Origin of the sequence: Sorangium sp. So ce295 (genome assembly GCF_051527405.1) — a bacterium.
In the GTDB taxonomy this organism is placed as follows: Bacteria; Myxococcota_A; Polyangia; order Polyangiales; family Polyangiaceae; genus Sorangium; species Sorangium cellulosum_B.
Genome location: NZ_CP150324.1, coordinates 6242201 through 6264334, shown reverse-complemented (window position 1 = coordinate 6264334; position 22134 = coordinate 6242201). Strand labels below are relative to the sequence as shown.

General features: G+C 73.8%; 17 protein-coding genes. 11 read left to right on the top strand and 6 right to left on the bottom strand.

Going from position 1 to position 22134, the window contains the following annotated elements; all coding sequences use genetic code 11:
• The first annotated feature begins 97 nt into the window (after positions 1 to 97).
• The 4 genes from WMF11_RS23620 (at position 98) to WMF11_RS23605 (ending at position 3971) form a co-directional block, all read left to right on the top strand.
• Entirely contained in the window at positions 98 to 1363 is a 1266-nt protein-coding gene (locus WMF11_RS23620; protein ID WP_437979012.1) for a glycosyltransferase, read from the top strand.
• Between the two features lie 202 nt (positions 1364 to 1565).
• Positions 1566 to 2897 (top strand): glycosyltransferase family 4 protein, encoded by a 1332-nt coding sequence (locus WMF11_RS23615; protein WP_437979011.1) that lies wholly within the window; start codon positions 1566 to 1568, stop codon positions 2895 to 2897.
• 107 nt (positions 2898 to 3004) lie between these two features.
• Positions 3005 to 3322: a tetratricopeptide repeat protein gene (locus tag WMF11_RS23610; protein ID WP_437979010.1), complete on the top strand. Its 318-nt coding sequence runs from the start codon at positions 3005 to 3007 to the stop codon at positions 3320 to 3322.
• Positions 3323 to 3353: 31 nt separating this feature from the next.
• Complete coding sequence (locus WMF11_RS23605; RefSeq protein WP_437979009.1) at positions 3354 to 3971, top strand: thiamine phosphate synthase; 618 nt, start codon at positions 3354 to 3356, stop codon at positions 3969 to 3971.
• A gap of 29 nt (positions 3972 to 4000) precedes the next feature.
• Here WMF11_RS23605 and WMF11_RS23600 read toward each other — a convergent pair whose 3' ends face one another.
• Entirely contained in the window at positions 4001 to 4591 is a 591-nt protein-coding gene (locus WMF11_RS23600; protein ID WP_437979008.1) for a Uma2 family endonuclease, read from the bottom strand.
• A gap of 97 nt (positions 4592 to 4688) precedes the next feature.
• Here WMF11_RS23600 and WMF11_RS23595 point away from each other — a divergent pair, with 97 nt between their 5' ends.
• A complete protein-coding gene (locus tag WMF11_RS23595) occupies positions 4689 to 8600 on the top strand; it encodes a class I tRNA ligase family protein (RefSeq protein WP_437979007.1) in 3912 nt (1303 codons plus the stop codon).
• 66 nt (positions 8601 to 8666) lie between these two features.
• On the opposite strand, the gene WMF11_RS23590 is transcribed toward WMF11_RS23595, so the two are convergent.
• The gene (locus tag WMF11_RS23590) at positions 8667 to 9752 is read right to left on the bottom strand and encodes an aldo/keto reductase (protein ID WP_437979006.1); all 1086 of its coding nucleotides are present in this window, start codon (positions 9750 to 9752) and stop codon (positions 8667 to 8669) included.
• A 109-nt stretch (positions 9753 to 9861) separates the two neighbouring features.
• Between WMF11_RS23590 and WMF11_RS23585 the strand changes: the two genes are divergently transcribed.
• Both WMF11_RS23585 and WMF11_RS23580 read left to right on the top strand, forming a co-directional pair.
• Positions 9862 to 10731, top strand: a complete 870-nt coding sequence (locus tag WMF11_RS23585; protein WP_437979005.1) for a helix-turn-helix domain-containing protein — start codon at positions 9862 to 9864, stop codon at positions 10729 to 10731.
• 290 nt (positions 10732 to 11021) lie between these two features.
• Positions 11022 to 12281, top strand: coding sequence for an AAA family ATPase (locus WMF11_RS23580; RefSeq protein ID WP_437979004.1), 1260 nt, complete (start codon positions 11022 to 11024; stop codon positions 12279 to 12281).
• A gap of 16 nt (positions 12282 to 12297) precedes the next feature.
• On the opposite strand, the gene WMF11_RS23575 is transcribed toward WMF11_RS23580, so the two are convergent.
• Entirely contained in the window at positions 12298 to 12990 is a 693-nt protein-coding gene (locus WMF11_RS23575; protein ID WP_437554943.1) for an HAD family hydrolase, read from the bottom strand.
• A 136-nt stretch (positions 12991 to 13126) separates the two neighbouring features.
• Here WMF11_RS23575 and WMF11_RS23570 point away from each other — a divergent pair, with 136 nt between their 5' ends.
• Both WMF11_RS23570 and WMF11_RS23565 read left to right on the top strand, forming a co-directional pair.
• The gene (locus tag WMF11_RS23570) at positions 13127 to 14962 is read left to right on the top strand and encodes an ImmA/IrrE family metallo-endopeptidase (RefSeq protein ID WP_437979003.1); all 1836 of its coding nucleotides are present in this window, start codon (positions 13127 to 13129) and stop codon (positions 14960 to 14962) included.
• A gap of 33 nt (positions 14963 to 14995) precedes the next feature.
• Entirely contained in the window at positions 14996 to 17470 is a 2475-nt protein-coding gene (locus WMF11_RS23565; RefSeq protein WP_437979002.1) for a hypothetical protein, read from the top strand.
• Between the two features lie 19 nt (positions 17471 to 17489).
• On the opposite strand, the gene WMF11_RS23560 is transcribed toward WMF11_RS23565, so the two are convergent.
• Positions 17490 to 18044, bottom strand: a complete 555-nt coding sequence (locus tag WMF11_RS23560) for an exonuclease domain-containing protein (RefSeq protein ID WP_437979001.1) — start codon at positions 18042 to 18044, stop codon at positions 17490 to 17492.
• Positions 18045 to 18415: 371 nt separating this feature from the next.
• Here WMF11_RS23560 and WMF11_RS23555 point away from each other — a divergent pair, with 371 nt between their 5' ends.
• Together WMF11_RS23555 and WMF11_RS23550 are read left to right on the top strand one after the other, a co-directional pair.
• Complete coding sequence (locus WMF11_RS23555) at positions 18416 to 19420, top strand: serine/threonine-protein kinase (protein WP_437979000.1); 1005 nt, start codon at positions 18416 to 18418, stop codon at positions 19418 to 19420.
• Positions 19421 to 19573: 153 nt separating this feature from the next.
• Complete coding sequence (locus WMF11_RS23550) at positions 19574 to 20140, top strand: hemerythrin domain-containing protein (RefSeq protein ID WP_012236860.1); 567 nt, start codon at positions 19574 to 19576, stop codon at positions 20138 to 20140.
• Positions 20141 to 20150: 10 nt separating this feature from the next.
• Here WMF11_RS23550 and WMF11_RS23545 read toward each other — a convergent pair whose 3' ends face one another.
• Both WMF11_RS23545 and WMF11_RS23540 read right to left on the bottom strand, forming a co-directional pair.
• A complete protein-coding gene (locus WMF11_RS23545; RefSeq protein ID WP_437910679.1) occupies positions 20151 to 20534 on the bottom strand; it encodes a DUF2752 domain-containing protein in 384 nt (127 codons plus the stop codon).
• Positions 20535 to 20627: 93 nt separating this feature from the next.
• A complete protein-coding gene (locus tag WMF11_RS23540) occupies positions 20628 to 22037 on the bottom strand; it encodes a zinc ribbon domain-containing protein (RefSeq protein ID WP_437910678.1) in 1410 nt (469 codons plus the stop codon).
• Between the last annotated feature and the right edge of the window lie 97 nt (positions 22038 to 22134).

The following is a 22134-nucleotide window of genomic DNA, read 5'->3' as shown; positions in this document are numbered from 1 at the left end:
TGACACGGAACGCTCATCGCACGGTCGACACGCTGTCGTGGCGCGTCACGACGCTCTGACGACGACCGCGGCGACCTGACGGTCCGCTCAGGAGAATATGAGCAAGCCCAACGTCTGCATGGTCGTGAACAACCTCGAGGTCGGCGGGCTCGAGAAGGTGGTCCTGAGCCTCCTCGATCGCCTCGGCGATCACGGCTTCGACCTCTCGCTGATCTGCCTCGACGGCGAGGGACGGCTGTTCTCGGAGGTCAAGCTCCCCCGCTCGAAGTGCCTCGTGATCACGAAGGATCTCCGGCCGGTGCTGCCGGGCCTCAAGAGCGACCCAGAGGCGCTGCTGTGGATCCGGCGCTTCTTTCACCAGCGCTCGGTCGATATCGTCCACGTCCACAACCGTGCTCCGCTCATCTTCGCTGGCTTCGCGGCGCGCCTGCTCCGGAATCGGCCGCTGGTCGTCTACTCGGAGCACAACCAGATCAACCGGGCGAAGGGCTTCGATCGGCGCAAGTTCGGCTACTACGCCTACCTCGCCGACGAGATGGTCGCGGTGTCGCACGACCTCAGGCGCATCCTTGTCGACGACGTGAAGGTCCGCGCGCCGGTCCGCGTCATCCACAACGGCATCGACGGGACGCGCTTCGCCCGCGCCCGCGAGAGCGGCGCGGGCGCGCGCGTCCGCGCGGAGCTCGGCATCGGCGAGCGGGAGTTCGTGTTCGGGTGCGCCGTTGTGCACATCGAGCAGAAGGGGCTCCGTTACCTCCTCGAGGCGGCGCCCGAGGTGCTGCGGCGCGCGCCGGAGGCGCGCTTCATCATCGCCGGCGACGGCCCGCTCCGGCCGGAGCTGGAGCAGCAAGCCAGGGACGCGGGGCTCGGCGACCGGGTGATCTTCCCCGGGTATCGCTCGGACGTGCCGGAGCTCGTCTCCGCGTTCGACGCCTACGTGCTCCCGTCGCTCTGGGAGGGGCTGCCGCTCGCGCTGCTCGAGGCGCTCGCGCTCGGCAAGCCGATCGTGGCGAGCCGCGTCGGCGGCGTCCCCGAGATCGTCGAGCACGGCGTCGACGGGTTCCTCGTCCCGTCGAAGGACCCTGGCGCGCTGGTCGAGCACCTCTCGCGGGTCGCCCGTGACGGGGAGCTCCGCGAGCGAGCGCGCGCGCGCGGCCCAGCGAAGTTCACCGAGCAGTTCAGCCTGGAAGCGATGGTCGACGGGCATGTGCGCCTGTTCGACGAGCTCATCGCCAGGCGGCGCGGGGGCGACGCCCCGTCCCGGGCGCGCGCGTGGTCGACCCCCGCGGGGGCCTCCGGGCCGGCCGCTGGATGGGACGACGGCAACGGACGGGTTGGTCATCGGGTCGGTCTGGACGTGTAACGACATACGACACCAGGTGAGACTGAATCGAACCTGACCAGGGCGAATACGATGCTGAGCGAGGCAAAATGGGACACCGAACGATGCTGAGCGAGGCAAAATGGGGCGCTGGACGGGGCTGACCGAGGTTGGCGAGACCGAGTGAGATTGGCGGGATTGACGAGACTGAGCGAGACTGGCTAGACCGAATACGAGACCGAGCGTGAACGACGCCCTCTTTCGAGGCGCTCGCCCGCTCGGAGAGGAGGAGCTCTTGCGGCGGATGCGCGTTTTGCTGATCACGAAGATCTTTCCGAACGCGGTTCACCCGGACGAGGCGCCGTACAATCGGCGGCAGTTCGCCGCGCTGTCGCGCTACTGCGACGTCCGGGTGCTCGCGACGATTCCGTGGTTCCCCGGCATGGCGCGCCTCTCGAAGTGGCCTATCGGCGCCAGCGCGCCGCGCGAGGAGGTCATCGACGGGCTGGCGGTCCGGCACCCGCGGTACCTCTATGTGCCGAGGATCGCGCCCGCGCTGAACGGCCCGCTGTATGCGGCGTCGATGCTCCCGGAGCTCATCGGGCGCGGCCCGTTGCCCGACGTGATCGTCGGGGCTTTCGCCTACCCGGACGGCTTTGCCGCGGTCTGTCTGGGGCGACTGCTCGGGGTGCCGGCCGTGATCAAGACACACGGCTCGGACATCGACGTGATCCCGCGCGACCGGCGGCTGCGACGGCCGCTCGGCTGGGGGCTCACGCGCGCCGCCCGGGTGGTCACGGTCAGCCGCAAGCTCGCGGACGGGGTCGAGGCGCTCGGCGTGCCGCGCGATCGCATCGACATCGTGATGAACGGCGTCGACGTGAAGACGTTCCAGCCCCGCAACCGCGCCGAGGCGCGCGCCGCGCTCGGCAAGTCGCCGAGCTCGCGGCTGATCGTCTTCGTCGGCCACCTGAGCCGCGACAAGGGCGTGCTCGATCTGATCGAGGCGTTCGAGCGGCTCGCGCCGGTCCACCCGGACATCGAGCTGGCGCTCGTGGGCAGCGGCGCCGAGGAGCAGGCGTGCAGGGCCGCCGCCGCCCGCCTGGGCGGCCGGCTGACGGTGACCGGCTACTTGCCGCACGATCAGGTGTCGCTGTGGCTCGGCGCGTGCGACGCCCTCGCGCTCCCGAGCAAGCACGAGGGGACGCCCAACGTCCTGCTCGAGGCGCTCGCCTCGGGGCGCCGCGTGGTCGCGACGAGCGTGGGGGGCATCCCAGACGTCCTGCGCAGCGCCGAGCTCGGCGAGCTCATCCCGCCGGGGAACCGGGGCGTGCTGATGGATGCGCTGCTCCGCGCCGCCCGGGCGGACTACGACCCGGCGCGGGTCGCGGAGCTCGCCGGCCGGCGCGACTGGGATGACAGCGCGCGCGCCCTCCACGAGTCGCTCCTGCGCGCCTGCGGCGAGCCCCTGTCGAGCACCGGCGGTCAGGACACGGGCGACGCGCCCTTCGGCGCCCCGGCCTCGAAGGGCGGGTTCGAGAACGGCGCCGCCCGGACGGGCGCGTCCCTCAACTAGCCCCGTTTCCGGCCGGCCCGGCCGAGCGGGCCCGCGCGGCTCGGCCGGAGGAGCGGCGTCGCCGGGGCCGCGGCGTCCTCTTGACGCTCGCGCTCGTTCATCGGCGAATGCCGCTCGTGTTCACCGGCTTCCGCGCGGCCTTCGGCTCCATCGCGATCCTCGCCGCCGTCGCGCAGGCGCCTTACCAGTGCGCGAGCGAGGTCGACCCGGATCGCCGCGTGTACGAGGACCCGAGCGAGGCCGTGTACGCGCTGGCCGAGCGCTTCAAGGCGAGCGGCGATCGCCGCGCCCAGGTCGACACCTTGCGTTTCCTTGTCGAGCGGTATCCTGCCAGCCGGTTCGCCCGGATGGCCCGGCAGGATCTCGAGGCGCTCGGCGAGGCGGGCGCCCCGACGGAGCGCCCCCCGGGCGACGGAGCGCGATGACGCGCCGCCGCCGGCGCGCTGGAGGATGGCCATGTTCACCCCGAGGTTGACCCTCATCACCCAGGCGGCGGACGTCCCGGAGCCGGTCTTGCTGGCGCGGCTCTCGGCGTTCGGCGCCCTGCCCCCCGAGGCCCGCGCCCGCGTGGCGGTGCAGCTCCGCGATCCCGAGCTCTCCGGCGCGGCGCTCCACGCGTTCGGCAGGCGCCTGCGCGACGCCACCGCCGCGCTCGGCGCCTCGTTCCTCGTCAACGATCGCCTGGATCTGGCGCTCCTCCTCGGCGCGGACGGCGTCCACCTCGGCCGCCGCTCGGTCGCGGTGGCCGACGCGCGCGCCCTGCTCGGGGCCGGCGCCTTCGTCTCCGTCGCGTGCCACGGCGTCGACGACGTTCTCCGGGCGGCCGAGGCCGGCGCGGACGCCGCCGTGCTCTCGCCGATCTTCGCGACGCCCGGCAAGGGTCCGCCGCTCGGCCTCGCGGCCGTGCGCGAGGCGCGGGCCCGCCTGGCCGCGGCCTCGCGCAACGTCGCGCTCCTCGCCCTCGGCGGCATCGACGCGGCATCGGCGCCGGCCTGCCTCGAGGCGGGCGCGGACGGGGTAGCCGCCATCCGCGCCGACTTCGGCGGCGCGCTGCCGGCGCCGCGCGCGGGGTGAGCTGCGCGCTGCCGGCGCCGCGCGGCGGGCTACCGCGCCCAGAGCGCGGCGAGCGGCAGCTCGACCACCTCGAACGGCTCAGGCCGCACGACCTCCTCGCCTTCGTAGGTGTCGAGCAAGGACCACCGCCCGTCGTCGAGCCGGTAGACCTCGAGCGTCTGCGCGACCGGGTTGAGCAGCCAGGCGTGGCGGACCCCTTCGCGCCGGTAGATCCGCATCTTCTTGCCCCGGTCGACGCGCTCGGTGCGTGGGGAGATCACCTCGCAGACCCAGTCGGGCGCGACGTTGTAATGCGCGGGCGCGTCCTCGGGCCCGAGGGCGTCGGGCATGCGCTCGCGGCGCCAGCCGGCGAGATCCGGGACGATCTTGTCGGGCCGCGGTCCCAGGTGGAGCTCGGGCTCGTTGAGGATCACCCATCCCCCAGGCTCGCCCGGATCGTCATCGAACGGCCCGAGGCGACGGCCCAGCCGCGACGCCGCGCGCGTGTGCGGCCGTGCCGGCCTCGGAAAGGCGTGCAGCTCCCCGTCGAGGATCTCGGCGACCATCTCGTCCGGCACGGCCTGGAACGCGGCCTCCACCTCGGGCGCATTGCCTGGAAATAGAGGGTGCTGCGCGCTCATCGGCAGATCCTAGCACCCCTGCCGTTCATCGCGCGCGCTCCGCGCCGGCCAGCGCTTCCCTCGACGCTGGCAATGGGCCTTGCTACTAGGCCGGGCCATGTCCGAAGCGTCCTCGAAGAAACCGACCGACGGCCCGCACGAGCCCCTGTTCGACAGGGTGGCGACCGAGCTGAACTTCCCCGCCGACGAGGCGAAGATCCTCGCCTTCTGGAAGCAGCGCCGCATCTTCGAGAAGACGCTCCGCGCCGAGACCCGCGCCACCGGCCCCTCGCGGGGCACGTTCGTCTTCTACGAGGGCCCGCCGACCGCCAACGGCATGCCCCACAACGGCCACGTGCTCACGCGCGCCGTGAAGGACGTCTTTCCCCGGTACAAGACCATGCGCGGCTACGACGTGCCGCGGAAGGCCGGCTGGGACACGCACGGGCTGCCGGTCGAGGTCGAGGTCGAGAAGGAGCTGCGCATCCACGGCAAGGCCGATATCGAGCGGTATGGCGTCGAGCCGTTCATCTCGCGCTGCGTCGACTCCGTCTTCCGATACACCGAGGCGTGGGAGAACCTGACCGACAAGATCGGCTTCTGGGTCGACCTCGACAGCGCCTATGTCACCTACCACCGGAGCTACGTCGAGAGCGTCTGGTGGGCGCTCTCCCAGCTCCACAGGAAGGGGCTGCTCTACCGCGGCCACCGCGTCTGCTGGTGGTGGCCCCAGGGCGGGACGGCGCTCAGCGCGGCCGAGGTCGGCTCGAACTACAAAACGGTCGACGACCCCAGCGTGTTCGTCGCGTTCCCGCTCGTCGACGAGCCGGACACCGCGCTCTGCGCCTGGACGACGACCCCGTGGACGTTGCCGTCGAACGGCTACGCCGCGGTCCGGCCCGAGTTCGATTACGTCGTCGTGGACGCGGGCGCGCCCGCGGGGGGCGCGGCGCCCGTGGCCGGCAAGCTCATCGTGGCCGCGGCGCTGCGCGAGGAGCTCGCCAAGAAGTTCAAGCGGGACCTGCCCGTCCTCCGCGAGCTCAAGGGGAGCGAGCTCGTCGGCAAGCGCTACCGCCCGCCGTTCGACGCCTTCGCGAGGTCGCTCGAGGGCGCCTCCCTGCGCAGGAAGGACGGCAAGGCAGAGCCGCTCTACTGGGTCGTCCTCGGCGCGGATTTCGTCACGCTCGACTCCGGCACCGGCATCGTCCACGTCGCGCCCGCGTTCGGCGAGGACGACTTCAACGCGCACCGGCGGCGGATCGCGGAGCTCGCCGAGCCGGGCGCCGACGTCCCGATGCTCTGCGCGGTGCGGCCGGACGGCACGTTCGAGCCGGGGCTCACGGCGTTCTCGGGCCTCTGGGTGAAGGACGCCGATCCGCTGATCATCAAGGATCTCTCGGCCCGCGGGTTGCTCGTCCACGAGGAGAAGTACCGCCATGACTACCCGTTCTGCTGGCGCGCGGACGACGACCCGCTGATCCAGCTCGCGCGGCCGGCCTGGTACATCAGGACCCGGGACAACATCGACAAGGCGATCGCCAACAACCGCGCGGTCCACTGGCACCCGTCCCACATCCAGGAGGGCCGCTTCGGCGACTTCCTCGCCAACAACGTGGACTGGGCGCTCTCGCGCGAGCGGTACTGGGGGACGCCGCTCAACGTCTGGGTCTGCGCGAACGACGAGGAGCACCAGCTCGCCCCGGCCTCGGTCGCCGAGATCGAGGCGCTGAACCCGCGCGCCTTCGACCACTTCCGCGACGCCAAGAAGGCCGACCCCGGCCTGAACGATCACCTCATCGTCCACAAGCCGTGGATCGACAAGGTGACGTTCCCCTGTCCGTTTGCGGCTGGGGGCCCGCCCGGCGAGCCGGGCTCCGCCCCCAGGCCCCCGTGCGGCGGCGAGATGCGCCGCGTGACCGAGGTCATCGACGCCTGGTTCGACAGCGGGAGCATGCCGTTCGCGCAGTGGGGCTACCCGCACGCGGAGGGCTCGAAGGAGCTGTTCGATCGCGCGTTCCCGGCGGACTTCATCAGCGAGGCGATCGATCAGACGCGGGGCTGGTTCTACTCGCTGCTGATGGTCTCGACGCTGGTCTTCGACGAGGCGACGCAGGAGAAGCTCGGGCTGTCGCGGATCCGGAGCTACCCGCACCCGTACCAGACGTGCGTCGTGCTCGGGCACGTCTGCGACCGCGAGGGCAAGAAGGAGAGCAAGTCGAAGGGCAACTACACGCCGCCCGAGGTCATCCTCGAGCGCGTCCGGATGGAGTTCGCGGCGGCCGACGGCGGAGGCGCCGGGCTCGGCGCGGCGAAGGACGGCGTCGCGATCATCGCGCGCGAGGACTATGAGGGGCTCGATCTCACGGGCGACTCGGCGAAGGTGCGGGTCTACCGCGCCGATCGCGAGGGCGCGGCGCTGACGCTGGAGCTCAGGCCGGCGACGGGCAACAAGCGCCTCCCGCGCCGCATCGTCGCGCTCTCGCGCGGAGACCTCGATCGCCTGGGCCTCTCCCCGGCCGACAAGGCGCTCTCGGTGATGCCCAACGACGTGCCCAGGCTCCCGCAGGACCAGCGCGTCTTCATCGAGGATCCGGCGACGCCCGCGCCCGGGGCCGACGCGTTCCGCTGGTTCTTCTACGCGTCCTCCCCGCCGTGGACGAACACGCGCCACTCGCTCACGAACGTGCGCGCGTACCAGAAGGAGTTCGCGGTCAAGCTCCGGAACGTCTACTCGTTCTTCACCATCTACGCCAACATCGACGGCTTCTCGCCCGCGGAGGGGAACCCGGGCGCGACGGACACGTCGCCCGCGGCGCTCGCGGCGAGCGCCGGCTACAGGCCGGCGCGGGAGCGGTCGCTCCTCGATCGGTGGATCCTGTCGGAGCTCGCGCTCTCGACGCGGGAGGTGACGGCGCACCTCGACGAGTACCGGCTCTACGAGGCGGCGCAGCGGCTGGTCGACCTCGTGGACGCGCTCTCGAACTGGTACGTCCGCCGGAGCCGCGCGCGCTTCTGGGCCCCTTCGATCGGCGATACATTGGAGGTTGCGCCGGGGACCGTGCGGGCGGCCCAGGACAAGCGCGACGCGTACTTCACGCTGTACGAGGTGCTCGTCGCGCTCGCCAAGCTGAGCGCGCCGTTCACGCCGTTCCTCGCCGAGGCCATGTACCAGAACCTGGTGCGGCGGCCGTGGCCCGCGTCGCAGCCGGAGAGCGTCCACCTCGTGGCGTTCCCGGAGGCGGACGCCGCCGCGGTCGACGAGCCGCTCGCGATCGAGATGCGCGCGGTGCGCGAGCTCGTCTCGCTGGGCCTGCAGGTGCGCACGGCGAACAAGCTCAAGGTGCGGCAGCCGCTCTCGCGGGCCGACGTCGTGCTGTCGCAGCAGGGGCTCGCGGCGGCGCTCGCCGAGCACGTGCCGCTCATCGCCGAGGAGCTCAACGTCCACGAGGTGCGCTTCCTGAAGCCCGGCGAGGAGGGGAGCGCGGTCCGCTACGTGCTCAAGCCGAACTTCCGCGCGCTCGGGCCGAAGCTCGGCAAGAAGGTGCAGCTCGCGAAGCAGGTCCTGGCGAAGGCCGACGCGGCGGCGCTCCGCGCGGCGCTCGCGACCGAGGGCAAGATCGCGCTCGCGCTCGACGGCGAGCAGGTCGAGCTCGGCCCCGAGGAGATCGACGTGGCGGTCGAGGCGGGCGAGGGGTTCGCGGCGGCCGGCGGCCGCGCGGGGGTCGTCGTGCTGCACACGGCGCTCACGGACGCGCTCCGCGACGAGGGGCTCGGCCGGGAGATCCTCTCGCGGGTGCAAGGGCTGCGCAAGGAGCTCGACCTCGGCTTCACCGAGCGGATCCGGCTCGCGCTCGACGGCGGCGAGCGGGCCCGCAAGGTCGCCGAGGCGGCGCGCGAGATGCTCATGCAGGAGGCGCTCGCCGCCGAGCTCGTGCTGGGCGCGGCGCCCGCGGCGTGGGGGAAGGCCGAGCGGCGCGAGGTCAACGTCGACGGCGAGGCGCTCGTGATCGCGCTCGCGCGGACGGCGTGAGGGCGCCGGGGGGCGCTGCCGCGACGGAGACTCGGACGAGCGCCCCCACGGGCGCTCGGTGCGTGCTCAGTACCGCTCGCTGTCGTTCTTCGGCGCCATCGGCCATGCCGGCGCGCTCTCGCCGTTGATCGTCGTGCCGCCGTTCATGAACGCGCCGGCCAGGCGCAGGAAGCCGGCGGGGAAGTCGAGCGTCGGCGCCGAGAGCGCGTCGAGCGCGGCCACCTGATCGGGCGCGAGCTTCACCTCCAGGGAAGCGAGGTTGTCGTCGAGCTGCGCCAGCGTGCGCGCGCCGATGATGGTGGACGTGACGCCCGGCCGGGCCACCACCCAGGCGAGCGCCACGCGCGCCGGCGTGGTGTCGAGATCCCTGGCGATCTCGACGAGCTTGTCGACGATGGCGTACGCCTTGTCGGTGAGCGCGGAGAGCACGAACGGGCCGCGATCGGTCTTGTGCTTGCCGGCATTTTCCCGCGTGTACTTGCCGGAGAGCACGCCGCTCTTGAGGGGCGACCAGGGCGTGACGCCGAGGCCCAGCTCGCGCGCCATGGGGATGAGCTCCCCCTCCACCGTGCGCTCGAGGAGCGAGTGCTCGATCTGCAGCGCGATGAACTGCGCCCACCCGCGGAAGCCCGCCAGAGCGTGCGCCTGCGCGACCTTCCACGCCGGCGTGTCGGAGACGCCGACGTAGCGGACCTTGCCGGTCGCCACCAGATCGTGGAGGGCTCGCACTGTCTCCTCGATGGGCGTGTTCCTGTCCCAGACGTGCATCCAGTAGAGGTCGATGTAGTCGGTCTGCAAGCGGCGCAGCGACTGCTCGCACTGCGCGAAGATGGCCTTCCTCCCGGCGCCACCCCCGTTGGGGTCGCCGAGGTAGAGGTTGGCGGTGAACTTGGTGGCGATCACCGCCCGGTCGCGCTTGCTCGGATGGCGGCCGATGTGATCGCCGATGATCTTCTCGGAGTGGCCCTTGGTGTAGGCGTTGGCGGTGTCGATGAAGTTGCCGCCGCGCGAGAGGAAGCGATCGAGGATCGCCTCGGACTCCTTGACGCTGGATCCGAAGCCGTGGTCTTCGCCGAAGGTCATGGCGCCGAGGCACAGGGGGCTGACGCGCAGCCCGGAGCGGCCGAGGGTGACGTAGTGGTCGAGGTTCATCGTGGTCCTCCTGGGGGTTCGGGCTGAAGCGCCCTCGCTGGACCGCACCGTGCGCCCGTGCCGGCGTGCAATCTTGGAGGAAACGGCCGAGACGGGGCCGGGTGGGTTGATGGCTGTCCGACGCGAGCCCACGATGGTGAACGTGGTGGGATCGATCGAACAGGCGATCGCGCGGCGCGCCCCGCATCCGGAGGCCGGCGCGCCGGCGTCGCGTGTGCTCCGCAATTTCGTCGTCGCCGTCCGCGCCAGCGCGCCGCCGGTCACGAACCTCGACCTGCTGCCCGATGGCACGACGTCGCTGGTCTTTCGCCTCCTCGACGCGGATCGCGCCGACATCGTCGTCCTCGGGCCCAAGACGCGCGCCGTGTACAAGCGCGTGCCGCGCTTCCTGCTCGCGGTGCAGGTGGTCTTTCGACCTGGCGGCGCGTACCCCTTCTTCGGCGTGCCGATGGACGAGCTCGCCGATCGCATCGTTCCGGCGCGCGATCTCTGGGGCCGACGCGCCGACGCACTGCTTGAGCAGCTGGTGGCGGTCGGGGCCGGCGTCACGCGGGACCCCGCGCGGGCTCGCCTGGAGGCGATCGAACGCGCCCTCGAGGGCCGCATGCTCGGTCCCGACGTGTTCGAGCCCGCATCGGCGGCCGTCGCGCGCGCCGCGCTCCGGAAGCTCTCGCTCGGAGGGATCACCGTGGAAGAGACGGCGAGCGCGCTCCACGTCAGCCCCCGGAACCTGCGGCGCGCCTTCGTTGCGACCGTCGGCGTCTCGCCGAAGCAGTACGCGCGCATCGCCCGCTTCCAGCGCGTCGTCTCGAACGCGCAGGTCGCCCGCGGGTCGTGGTCGGAGATCGCCCTCGCGAGCGGGTACTGCGATCAGCCGCACCTGGTCAGGGAGTTCCGTGAGCTCGCGGGGCTCTCGCCGGTGGCGTTCATGAAGCGACGCTCGACCGGCGAGATCAGCGGCTCAGGTGGAGCGCCGTAGGGAACGCTCCAACGGGGCTCCAGCGCGTTCGATGCGACCGCGCGGAACGCGGGGCTCCTGCGCGATTACGTGCCGGGCCTTACGATCCTGCGGGTGTGACCGCCTCGCATCGAGGGGCGGCGCTCCTTCCGCAAGGATCTTGTTGCGGACATCGCTGGCGAGGCGTTCGATGATCCTCGTCGGGTGGGGCGCATCGGAGACTTTCAGGACGGTACCGAGACCGAGGGCCGCGTATCGCCGGCCCGTGACGGGCGATGGTCTGCCCGGACGGCAGGCTCTCTCCGTGGGGGGTGGACGTCCTCGAACCGAGGCTCCGCGCGGCGATGATCACCCACGTCTACGTCAGCAACTACGGCAGCGTCGGGGCTGGGATCGAGCTCACGCTCGGGTCGCTGACCGCGCTCGTCGGTCCGCCGGGCTCGGGCAAGGGCTGCCTGCTCGACGCGGTGCGGTTCCTCGCCGAGTGCGCCAACGGGGCGTTCGATCTGGCGGCGGCGAACCGGCGCGGCGGCGCGCTGGAGGGCGCGCGCGGCGACGGCGCGCTCACCACGCTCGGGGTCGCGGTCTCGAGGACCGAGGGCCACGGGTTCTGGCTCGTGCAGCTCGCGCCGGGAGAGCGGGAGGGCGAGGCGCGCGTCAAGAGCGAGACGGCCGCGTGGTGGCAGCGCAGCGCGCTCACGCGGCTCGTCAAGCCTGGCCTGCGCGAGGTCTTCGACGCCGGAAGCGACGCGCCCGAGGTCTCCTTCGACCGGCTGAAGGGCAGCCCGAAGGGGTTCTCGCGCAAGGACAAGGGGCGCAGCGGCACGCTCGCGTACCGCGGCGTCGCCCCCATCGCCGTGAGCGGCACGAAGCTCGTCCTGCCGCTGCTCTCCGATGGACCGCTCACCCCGATGCTCGACGAGCTGCGCCGGGCGGTCCTCTACTCCCTCGCGCCGCGCACGCTGCGCTCGCCCCAGAAGCTCAGCGCTTCCCGGCGCCTCAAGGCGAGCGGCGACAACTGGGGCTCGGTCCTCCGCGCGCTCGCGAAGGAGCGATGGCAGGACCCGTTCCTCGCGGGGCTGTCCCAGGTGATCGGCGACGTCGACGGCGCCCGCGCGTCGTCGTCCGGCGGGTTCCTCGTCCCGGAGCTGCGCCACGGCGTCGACGGCGACGGGCGCGAGCGCTGGCGGGCCGCCGCGGACGAGCCGGACGCCACGCTGCGGCTCGCCGCCATGGTCACGGCGCTCTCGCAGGAGCCCCCGCTCGTGCTCGCCGGCTTCGAGCACCCCGACGCGGGCGTCGATCGCGCCGCGCTCCCGGCGCTCCTCGAGTACCTGCGCGGCGCGTCCGCCCAGCGCCAGCTCCTGCTCACGACCGAGAGCCCCGCGCTCCTCGACCTCCTGCCGCCCGACGCCGTCTACTCGGTGGAGCGCCGCGACGGCTCGACCGCCGCGTCGTCCATCGACGAGGCGCAGCGGAGGGCGCTCCGGGAGCGGCTCGGCGCCCCGGAGAGCCAGCGCTCCGTGGCCGCGCGCGCGGCGCGCGCCGGGCGTCCGTCCGGCGCCCCCTGAGCCCGCCCGAGCGTCGCTACGACGCGAGCCGCTCCCCCGGCGGCGCGAGCGGCGACGCGCCGTAGCGCGCGAGGAGATCCTCCGGATCGAGGTAGATCGCCGCGCACCCGGCCTCGAGGAGCTCCATTTCAGGGAAGCCTCCGCAGAGGAGCCCCACCGAGAGGAGGCCGAGCTTCGCCGCGGCCTCGGCGTCGGACGGCGCGTCGCCGACGAGCACGACCTCGCGAGGATCGACGCTGCCGAGCCGGTCGAGCGCCGCCTCGAGGACGTCGGGGCGCGGCTTCGACCTGTCCGCGTCGTCGGCCGAGACCGTCCACGAGACCAGGTCGCCCACCCGGGCGAGCTCGACGCTGGCGTCGAGCTCACCGCGCGGCGTCGGCGAGGCGAGCACGATCCGGCGCCCGTCGCGCGCGACGCGCTGGAGCAGCTCGCGCACGCAGGGGAACGCCCGGGCGCCCGGGAGGAGCTCGCGCCCGTAGATCTGGTCGCGCAGGGAGGAGATCCCGGCGCCGATCCAGCCGAGCTCCTCGGGCGAGAGGAACGTCTGCAGCAGCTGGTCCGCGCCCTTGCCGACCTGGCCGCGCAGCTTCTCCCGCGGGACCTCGCGGCCGAACCGCCGGAAGGCCTGCTGCCAGGCGGCCGCGTGCAGATCGACGGTGTCGAGGATCGTGCCGTCGACACCGAAAATGACGGCGCTGACGCTGACCATGGCGCGACACGTGGCGCAGGGCGGGACGCACCGCCATCGGAGGGCTCCCGACGGCCCTATCGCGCCGCGGCGGCTGCGCTCGGCCGGAGTCGCGATAGACTGGCCGGGGAGGGCGAGCGGGCAGGGCGATGACGACATGAACAGGCGGCTGTCTGCACTCGCGATCCTCCTCGGCGGGCTGCTCGGCCCGGCCGGCGCCGCGGCGGCCGAGCCGGCGCTTGTCGCGGTCGATCTGGACGACGACGACGCCGACGGCGTGCCGGACGGCGAGCAGCCCCGCGCGCCGCCTGCCCCGGAGCTCCTGGCGCTGCGCGCGCCGCGCGGCGCGAGCCAGGCGCCCGCGGCGATCCCCGCCGGCCTGCGGCTCCTCGTCGACGGCAGCCCGGTCAAGCCCGGCGCGGCGATCCCCGCGGGCGCCCGCCGCGTCGAGATCCAGGCGGTCCGCGCCGGGCGCAGCGAGATCGCGCTCTTCGGAGAGGCGCGGACGATCAGCGCGTTCGAGGTGCGCGCGATCGACGGCGCCGGGCGGCGCATCGACATGGCGCGCTCCCACGCCTCGCTGCAGCGCACGCCCCCGGACCGGCTCGGCGACGATCCGTTCGCGAACCTCGACGATCCCGACGCGATCCGGCTGCTCGTGATCGGCTCGCCGGAGGATCTGCCGCTCACGCTCGACGTCCACTCCGCGGCGCCGTCCGGCGGGGTGATCGATCGCCTCTCCGACGTGCCGCTCGGCCACGTGCGGTGCCCGGAGGGCGCGCCGCCGGGCCTCGTGTGCGGATCGACGCGCCCCCTCCGGGTGGTCGCGGACGACATCGATCGCAACCACCCGATGATCGTCGATCGCTCCGTGAAGGGCGAGGTCGGCGGGGCGCTCGTCGTCGCCCTGCCCGGCGGGCCGAAGGTCCAGATGATCCGCGTCGCCGGCCCGCGCGCCTCGCCGCTCGGGCCGCTCGGGCGCACGCGCGCGCGCCTCCGGATCGTCATGGTGCGCCCCCGCGCCGGCGGCCCGCCGCCGATGGGCGGCGACGACGCGGGCGCGCTCGCCATCGCGCGCGCGGAGGTCGAGCGGGCGAACGCCCTCTGGGGCGCGTGCGGCGTGAGCTTCGGCCCGCCCGAGGCGCTCGACGTCACCTTCGTCGATCCGCCGCGCCCGCACCTGCTCGCGATCGGCTGCGACCACGGCCTGCCGGCCAGCGGCGGCGCGATCCGGGTGCGCGTCGACGGCCACGAGGTCACCGCGGCGATCGCGCCCCGCGCGCGCCCCGACGCGGCGGCCCGGGCCGTCGCCGCGGCGATCGGCGCGGCGGGGTTCTCGGTGCGGCTCTCCGACAACCCGGCCATCGGCGCGGGCGCCCACGGGACAACCGACGTGCTCGTGCGGCGGCCGGGCGGCGCGCTCGCGACCATCGAGCCGCCGGCGGCGGGCGCGCTGAGCACCGACGCGACGCTCACGGCGTGCATCGGCGCCGTGGACCTCGACGACGGCCTCCAGCACTTCAGCGACACGGACGCGATCGCCGGCACGGTCGAGGAGCGGGCGCTGCTCAAGGCGTTCGACGACGGCGACCCCTCGACCGTCGATGTCGTGATGGTCCCGAGCTTCGCGGGCGGCGGGCGGATCGGCGAGTCGTTCATCTTCGCCGACGGCGGGGCGATCCGGAACACGATCATCGAGGATCGCGCCGGCCTGCGCGCGGATCGCGCGTCGTTCGCGCTGGCGCACGAGCTCGGCCACGTGCTGCTCGACGAGCCGGGGCACCCGGACGATTTCGGGATCGACACGCCGACCCGGCTGATGGACGCCGACGCGGCCAACGCCTCCGCGTACGGGCCGCGCCGCCTGACCGTCGACGAATGCGCGCGCGCGATCAGACAAAGCGGCGCGGCGGAGCCGCGTTTGGGCCGACTGAGCGGTCCGGTGCCGCTGCTCGCGCCGTGGCCGCTCGCCCCGCTCGGTCGAGAGAGGTGAAACGCCGCTTCGCGCTGTGGTAGGAGCGGGCCCATGCGGGTCCCCCAGCGGAGCGGCCTCTTCAGCGGCGTCGCAGCCCTCGCGTGCGCCTCGGTCCTGCTCGAGATCTCGCTCGCGCGGATCTACGCGGCGCTGTTCGGCGAGATCCACGCGTTCCTCGCGCTCTCGCTGTCGCTCGTCGGCGCGGGCGTGGGCGGCGCGCTGCTCTACGTCGTGCCGTCGCTCGCCCGCCCGCCGGCGCTCTTCGCCCGCATGGCGACCCTCGCCGCGCTCGCGTCGGGCGCGACCCTCGCCGCGGTCATCCTGCTCGCGCACCGCGAGCCCCTGTCCGTCCCCGCGCCGGGGTCGCTCCCGTGGCTCGCGCTGTGCTACGCGGCCTCCACGGTCCCGTTCGCGCTCGCGGGCCTCGCGCTCGCGGCCGCGATCCGGCACGCGGCGCCGGAGATGCCCCGGCTCTACCTGCTCGATCTCGTCGGCGGCGCGCTCGGCGGGCTCGCCGCGGCCGGCGCGCTCCGCGCGGGCGCGCCCCGCGCCGCGCTCGCGGCGGCGATCTTCTTCGCGGTGGCGGGCATCTTCTTCTACCTCGGGTCGCGCTGCTGCGAGGGCGAGGAGCGGGCGCCCGGCGGCCTCGTCGCCACGTTCGTGCTCGGATCCTTCGTGCTGCTCGCCGGCGACGTCGGCGCCCCGTGGCTCCGGCTCGCCGGCATCCGCCGGCCGTCGCCCGACCGGACCGAGCACGAGGCCTGGACCGAGCGCTCGCTGATCTCCGTCGATCGACCGAAGGCCGGCGCGGCGCTGATGCGGCTCGGCGGCGCCGCGGCGAGCCCGATCCTCGACGCGAAGACGACGCCCCCGCCGCAGCCCGAGGACATGGCGTACGCGCTGCACAAGGACCAGGGCCCCGCGCTCGTCGTCGGCGCCGGGGGCGGGCGCGACGTGCGCGCCGCGCTCAAGGCCGGGCAGAAGGACGTGGTCGCCGTCGAGGGCGACCGCGGCGTCCTCGAGGTGATGCGCGGCAGGTACGCCGCGTTCAGCGGCAACCTGTTCGATAAGCCCGAGGTCCACCTCGTGGTGGGCGACGGGCGGAGCTTCGCCCGGCGCACGCCGCTGCTCTTCAGGAACATCGTGATCCCGTCGGCCGACACGGTCGAAGCGTCGACGACCGGCGCGCTCGCGCTCTCGGAGAGCCGGCTCCACACGCTGGAGGGCGTCGGGGACTTCCTTTCGCGCCTCCTGCCCGAAGGCACGCTCGTCCTGACCCGCGCGGACGCGGACTTCGATCGGCTGCTCTCGCTCGTGACCGCGGCGCTGCGCCGCGCGGGCGTGGCCGCGCCGAAGGACCACCTCTTCGCGTGCAGCGCCGCGCAGAGGACCGCGCTGCTCGCCCGGCGCACGCCGCTCGCGCGCGAGGACGTCGACGCGCTCCGCCGCCACTGCCGCAAGCACAGGTTCTCGGAGGTCCTCGCCCCCGACCGCCCGGCGACCCCGGTCCGCAGCCTGCTCGTCGCGGCGGCCGCGCCCACGGCCCCCGCGGCGGCCGCGCGCGTCGCCGAGGGCGCGGCCGCGGAGGCCGATCTGACGCCGCCCACCGACGACAGGCCGTTCTTCGCGTACACCGTCCCGGCGCGCCGCCTGCCCGCGGTGCTCGGCGACGTCGGGGCCCTCCGCGCCGGGCACACCGCCCTCTTCGCGCTCGCGCTGCTGCTCGCCGTCGGCGCGGTCCTCTCCGCGCTCGGCGTGCTGCTCCCGGCGCTCGCCGCGCGCCGTCGGCGCGGGCGCCTCGCGCCCCAGGACGTCGGGGCGCGCGCGTCGACCGCGTCGTCGACGCCGCCCGCCCGAGCGCTCGCGTTCTTCGCGGCGATCGGCGCGGGGTTCGCCCTCGTGGAGCTCGCCGTGTTCCGGCACGCTCTCCTCCTGCTCGACCTGCCCGCGCACGAGCTCCCGGCCGTGCTCGTGATCCTCCTTGTCTCGGCCGGCGTGGGCGGCTACCTCACCGCCCGGGTGGCCCCGGGCGCCGCGACGGCGGTCTCCGCGAGGGTGGCGGAGGCGCTCGCCGTGGCCGCGGCGCTCTCGGCGGTGGGCCTCGTGCCGCTCGCGCGGTGGGGCCTCGGGCTCGGGGCCTTCCCGCGCGCGCTCCTCGCCATCGCGATCCTCGTGCCGTTCGGCGTGCTCGCGGGCTCGCTCGTGCCGCTCGGGGTCAAGATCGTGGACTCGGTCTCGTCGGCGCTGCTGCCGTGGTGCTGGGCGCTCTGCGCCTTCGCGGGCGCGACCGCGATGGCCCTCGGCGCCCTGTGCGCGCTGAACCTCGGCTACAGCGCCCTGCTGCTCGGCGCGGGCCTCGCTTACCTCCTCGCCGCGGCGACCGTGCCGCCCGCCGCGGCCGGGGCGACCGCCGCGGGAGACGACGAGCGAGCGGTGTCGCCCGGAGGCGCCGCCGCCGGCGAACCACCGCCCCGGGACGCCGCAGGGGCGCAGCCCGAGACCCTCGAGGCGGCGCCGATCGCCTGAGCGCCCGGCGCCGCCGGCGTCACCGCCGCGCGGCCAGCAGGAGGTGCGCGAGCAGGCCCGCGATGTTGTGGGCGTCGTCGACGCCGCGGTGGTGCGTGCCCGCGAGCGGCAGGCCGGCGCGCTCCAGGGCCTCGGCCATCCCCACCTCCCGCGACAGCGCGTGCGTCACCGCGAAGAGGCTCTTCACGTTGAGGTGGCTCGGCCCGAACGGGAGCGGCACGCCGCGCGACTGGCACTGCCGCTCGAACATGCGCCGGTCGTAGTCGCCGTAGCTCGCCCAGAGGCGATCCTGCGCCTTGAGCTCGCTCCGGAGCGTCGCGCACGCCTCCCTGAACGACACGCCCGCGTCGACATCCGCCTGCGTCAGCGTCGTGAGCCCCGTACAGAACGGGCTCACGCGCGAGCGCTCAGGGCGCACCAGGATCGAGCGCCGCTCCCGGCGCCGGCACGAGGCGACCTCCAGCGGGCACACGCCGATCTCGATGATCTCGTTCTCTTCGCCCGGCGGCGGGTCGCCGTCCCAGCAGGTCGATTCCACGTCGATCACGAGAATGAGATCAAGACGCTTCGCCACGTCGTCGCCCTCGGCATGTAGTGAGGAGTGCGCCGCGAAGGTAACGGGGATCGGGACGCAATTTCCTTCAGGATTTTCCTGACCGTCCGGAAACGCCTTGGGCGGTTCGCTTCGTCCGGGCAAAAACTGAGTAGAAACGGGACATAAGCCGGAGGTGCACCCACACGTCGTTGGTCGTTTAGGCACCCAATCCGCTTGCTTGGCGGGCCTGGTCCATGGACACTCGTCAGGTAATTTCTGACGAGGTTCTCTACGTGGATCCTGGCTCCCAACTGCGTTGCTCCTCCGGTTCGGCCAGGGAGAGGTCCGTGATCGCTGAGGCGCTGCCTGACCCTGCCGACGCGGGCCGCGGTCCAGCCGAGGAGCGACAGTTGCCGCCTCGTTCCGGGATCGTCCGCCACGCGGGCCGCGAGCGGGGGGCGCCGAAGGGGCTCCCGCCGGGGCGTGGGGCCGGGGCGGTAGGCGGGATCACCACGGGGGCCTCGGCGTGTGGGCGGCTGGCCGTCGACCCGCTCGTCGGTCGTACAGAGCACGGACTGCACATCGAGCGGCTCATCGCCGAGGGGGGGATGGGCGCGGTGTACGCGGCCCGCCGCGCCGCGACGGGAGAGCCGGTCGCCCTCAAGGCGCTCCGGCGCGTGCACGCGGGGGACTCCGGGATCGAGAGCCGGTTCGCCCGCGAGGTGCGGCTCGCCCGCCGCATCGACCACCCGAACGTTTGCCCCGTGCTCGGCGAGGGGCGCCTCGAGGACGGGCGGCCGTTCTTCGTGATGCCGCTCTTCGACGGCGTGACGCTGAGCGAGGAGGTCCGGCAGCGCGGCCCCTTGCCGATCGGCCGCGCGCTCGTCCTCGCCGACCAGATCCTCGCCGGCCTCGCGGCGATGCACGCGGCGAAGGTCGTCCACCGCGACCTCCAGCCCGGCAACATCCTGCTCGTCCCCGGGGCGCGGGGCGCCGGGGCAGGGGAGGGCGCGACGACGGTCAAGCTCATCGATCTCGGCTTCGCGCACGAGCCCGGCGTCGACACGGGCGACGGCGTGACGCCGGACAGCCCCGGGTCGCTCGTCGGCACGCTGCTCTTCATGTCGCCGGAGCAGGCGATGCGGAGCCGCGCGATCACCGAGCGGAGCGACCTGTTCGCGGCCGCGCTGCTCATCTACTACGCCCTCTCGGGCAAGCTCCCGTTCCGGGGCCGGGGCGATCTCGACGTGCTCGTCGCGATCGTGCGGTCCGCGCCCGTGCCCCTCCGGCGGGAGCGCCGTGATGTCCCGCGCGTGCTCGACGAGGTGCTCTCGCGGGCCCTGTCCAAGCACCCCGACCACCGCTTCCCCAGCGCCTCGGCGATGCGCGACGCCCTCGCCGGCGTGCCGGTGTAGCCAAGGCAGCGCTCCGCGCGCCCCGGCGCCGGCCCGCTCCTTGCCACGACGGTGCCGCCTGCACCGCGCCGCCCGGCACCGCGATCCGGGGCTGTGCACGCGCTGCTCAAGCGCGGCGGCGCGGGGCGGTGAGCTTCACGCGAGGGGAACCCCATGGACGCACTCGATCTCTTGGAGCAGCAGCATCTCGAAGTCAGCGCCCTGATGGCGCGCATCGCCGCCGAGCCCAGCCCGGGCCTCCGGACGGCGATGGTCGCGCAGCTCTCCCGGATGATCGACGCGCACGTACGCATCGAGGAGACGTACCTCTATCCGGTGTGTGCCGAGCGGATGGCCGGCGACAGGAAGCCGCTCCACGACGCGTACGAGAAGCACGGCCTCGCGCGCTTCGCGGCGGACAACCTGCTGCGCACGCGCGTGACCGATGTGCGCTTCGAGGCGCGCCTCCGGCTCCTGCGGGACATTTTCGCCCACCACGCCGACGAGGAGGAGGACATCCTGTTCCCCAAGGCGAAGCGGGGCCTGACCGACGAGCAGCTCGACGTGATCGGCAGCGATCTGGAGCGTGCTTACGAGGTGCTGCTGCGCGTCGGCGTGCCCGCGGGCGCCCCGCTCGCGCGCTCGCAGCGCGGCTGGCCCCGGCGCGGCGCCCACGCCGTGCGCGCCCTGCGTCCGGTGTCGCGCCGGAGGGGCGAAGCGCTCCGCGTCCGCGGCTGCTAGCTGCTAGCTGCTAGACCAGCACGGGGCCGCCGAACGCGCCGAGGAAGCGCGCGATCCAGACGGCGAGCATCAGGACCGCCAGCGCGATGCCGAGCCGCGTGATCCACGCGCCCTTCATCCCTTCGGCGGCCGCGATGCGGCCGTCCTTCACGTAGATCGCCGCGTTGTACGCGAGCGCGGCGATCACGAGCGGCGCCATGACCGGGGAGAGAGGGTGGAGCCGCAGCGCGTCGGCCAGGTGGCCCTGCGCGAGGGCGAGCGTCGCGCGCGTGAGGCCGCAGCCGGGGCAGGGGTGGCGGGTGACGATCGCGAACGGGCAGAGCGGGGCGCCGCACGCGACGAGGAGCCCGAGCACCGCCGCCACGGTACCAAGGCGCGCAGCGCGGCCGCGCACGTGCGCCGCGCTCCATCGGGACAGGGCCGACGGAGCGGGCGAACGGGCTTCGGTCGAGCTGGACGGCGACACGGCGGAGGACCGCGGCGCGGATCAGGCGGCGTTCGGGTCCCAGACCTCGTTGAGGTCCTTCGCGAGGGCGTAGAGCGGCAGGAAGACGTAGAGCACGATGCCCTCGGCCTGCTGGTTGCGCGAGCCGGCCATCTGCTTGGCCCGGGTCACCTGCTCCGGCACCTTCACCCAGAGGAAGTAGTAGTTGAGGAACGGGATGAAGAGGTACCAGGGCTTGAACTCGGGGTCCTTCGTCGCCTGCTGGAGCTCGTTCAGCATCGCCCACATCTGCCAGAGGGCGTAGAGGAAGCAGACCATCCCGATCACGCACACCGTGACCGGGTTGCGGATCTCACCCTTCGCGCCCGGGGCCATCGAGCCGCCGCCGCCGTACACGCCCAGGTTGCTGGCCGCCTGGCCGAACTGGCCGGGCGCCGACATCTGAGCGCCGCCGGGCGACCCGCCGTAGCCGGGATCGCTCACGCCCGGAGGGCTGCCGTAGCTGCCGCCGGGCGACCCGCCGTAGCCTCCGCCCGGAGGGCTGCCATAGCCGCCAGCCGGCGACCCGCCATAGCCTCCGCCCGGAGGGCTGCCGTAGCTGCCGCCCGGGGGGCTGCCGTAGCCGCCGCCCATCGGGTCCTGGCCCGGAGGCGGCCCGTACCCGCTGGCGCCGTGCTGCGGAGGCTGCCCGTAGCCGGGAGGCGCGCCGCCAGGCGGCTGCCCGTAGCCAGGAGGCTGCCCGTAACCAGGCGGCTGTCCGTAACCGGGCGGCTGCCCGTAGCCGGGAGGCGCGCCGCCGAGGCCGCCCATCGGGTCCTGGCCCGGGGGCGGTCCGAACGGATTCCCACCCGGGCCGCCCTGCGGGGGCTGCCCGTAGCCGCCGGGCGGAGGAAACGCGCCGCCGGGCGGAGGAAACGCGCCGGGCGGCGCCCCTGCGGCCCCGCCCATGCCGCCGGGCGGCTGGCCCGGGGCGCCGTACCCGGGCAGCTGGTCGATCGCCATGGTGCCGCCGAGCGGGTTCACGCCCTGGGGCTGCTGGCCGAACGGCGCATAGCCGCCCGACGGGCTCGCGGCCGCGCCGCCGAAGGCCGGGCCAGACGGCTGCTGTCCGCCGGGGGACGGCGAGCCGTAACCCATCCCGGGAGGCGGCGGGGCAGGGGGAGGCCCCGCCGAAGCGCCGAGCCCCGCCGGCGGGACGCCGACCACCGTGCCGGCGAGGCCCTGCGGCGGGCTCGGGATCGCGGCCATGCCCGGCGGCGCTCCGGCAGGAGGCGCCGGAGGCGGAGGCGCCCCCGGCGCGCGCGGTCCCGCCGCGCCCGCCCCGGAGGACGGCTGACTCATCAGCATGGTGCCCTTGAACTTCGGCGCGGCGGCGCTCTTCAGGTTGTAGCCGCACTTCGTGCACGTGGACGCCGTTTCCGAGTTTTGCGTCCCACAATTCGGACAGAACACGCACCACCTCCGGCGGGGGATTCGCTGTTACGGATGTCCGCGCCCCTGCGCGTCGTAATGGGCGCCGAGGGTAGTTGAAGCGCGTTCCGGTTCTCAA

What these genes read in the sequence shown, in the direction of transcription:
- WMF11_RS23585 (WP_437979005.1), top strand. Translation starts at nt 9,862, where the DNA reads ATGGCTGTCCGACGCGAGCCCACGATGGTGAACGTGGTGGGATCGATC.
- WMF11_RS23550 (WP_012236860.1), top strand. Translation starts at nt 19,574, where the DNA reads ATGGACGCACTCGATCTCTTGGAGCAGCAGCATCTCGAAGTCAGCGCC.
- WMF11_RS23600 (WP_437979008.1), bottom strand. Translation starts at nt 4,591, where the DNA reads ATGAGCGCGCAGCACCCTCTATTTCCAGGCAATGCGCCCGAGGTGGAG.
- WMF11_RS23595 (WP_437979007.1), top strand. Translation starts at nt 4,689, where the DNA reads ATGTCCGAAGCGTCCTCGAAGAAACCGACCGACGGCCCGCACGAGCCC.
- WMF11_RS23575 (WP_437554943.1), bottom strand. Translation starts at nt 12,990, where the DNA reads ATGGTCAGCGTCAGCGCCGTCATTTTCGGTGTCGACGGCACGATCCTC.
- WMF11_RS23570 (WP_437979003.1), top strand. Translation starts at nt 13,127, where the DNA reads ATGAACAGGCGGCTGTCTGCACTCGCGATCCTCCTCGGCGGGCTGCTC.
- WMF11_RS23590 (WP_437979006.1), bottom strand. Translation starts at nt 9,752, where the DNA reads ATGAACCTCGACCACTACGTCACCCTCGGCCGCTCCGGGCTGCGCGTC.
- WMF11_RS23565 (WP_437979002.1), top strand. Translation starts at nt 14,996, where the DNA reads ATGCGGGTCCCCCAGCGGAGCGGCCTCTTCAGCGGCGTCGCAGCCCTC.
- WMF11_RS23620 (WP_437979012.1), top strand. Translation starts at nt 98, where the DNA reads ATGAGCAAGCCCAACGTCTGCATGGTCGTGAACAACCTCGAGGTCGGC.
- WMF11_RS23605 (WP_437979009.1), top strand. Translation starts at nt 3,354, where the DNA reads ATGTTCACCCCGAGGTTGACCCTCATCACCCAGGCGGCGGACGTCCCG.
- WMF11_RS23610 (WP_437979010.1), top strand. Translation starts at nt 3,005, where the DNA reads ATGCCGCTCGTGTTCACCGGCTTCCGCGCGGCCTTCGGCTCCATCGCG.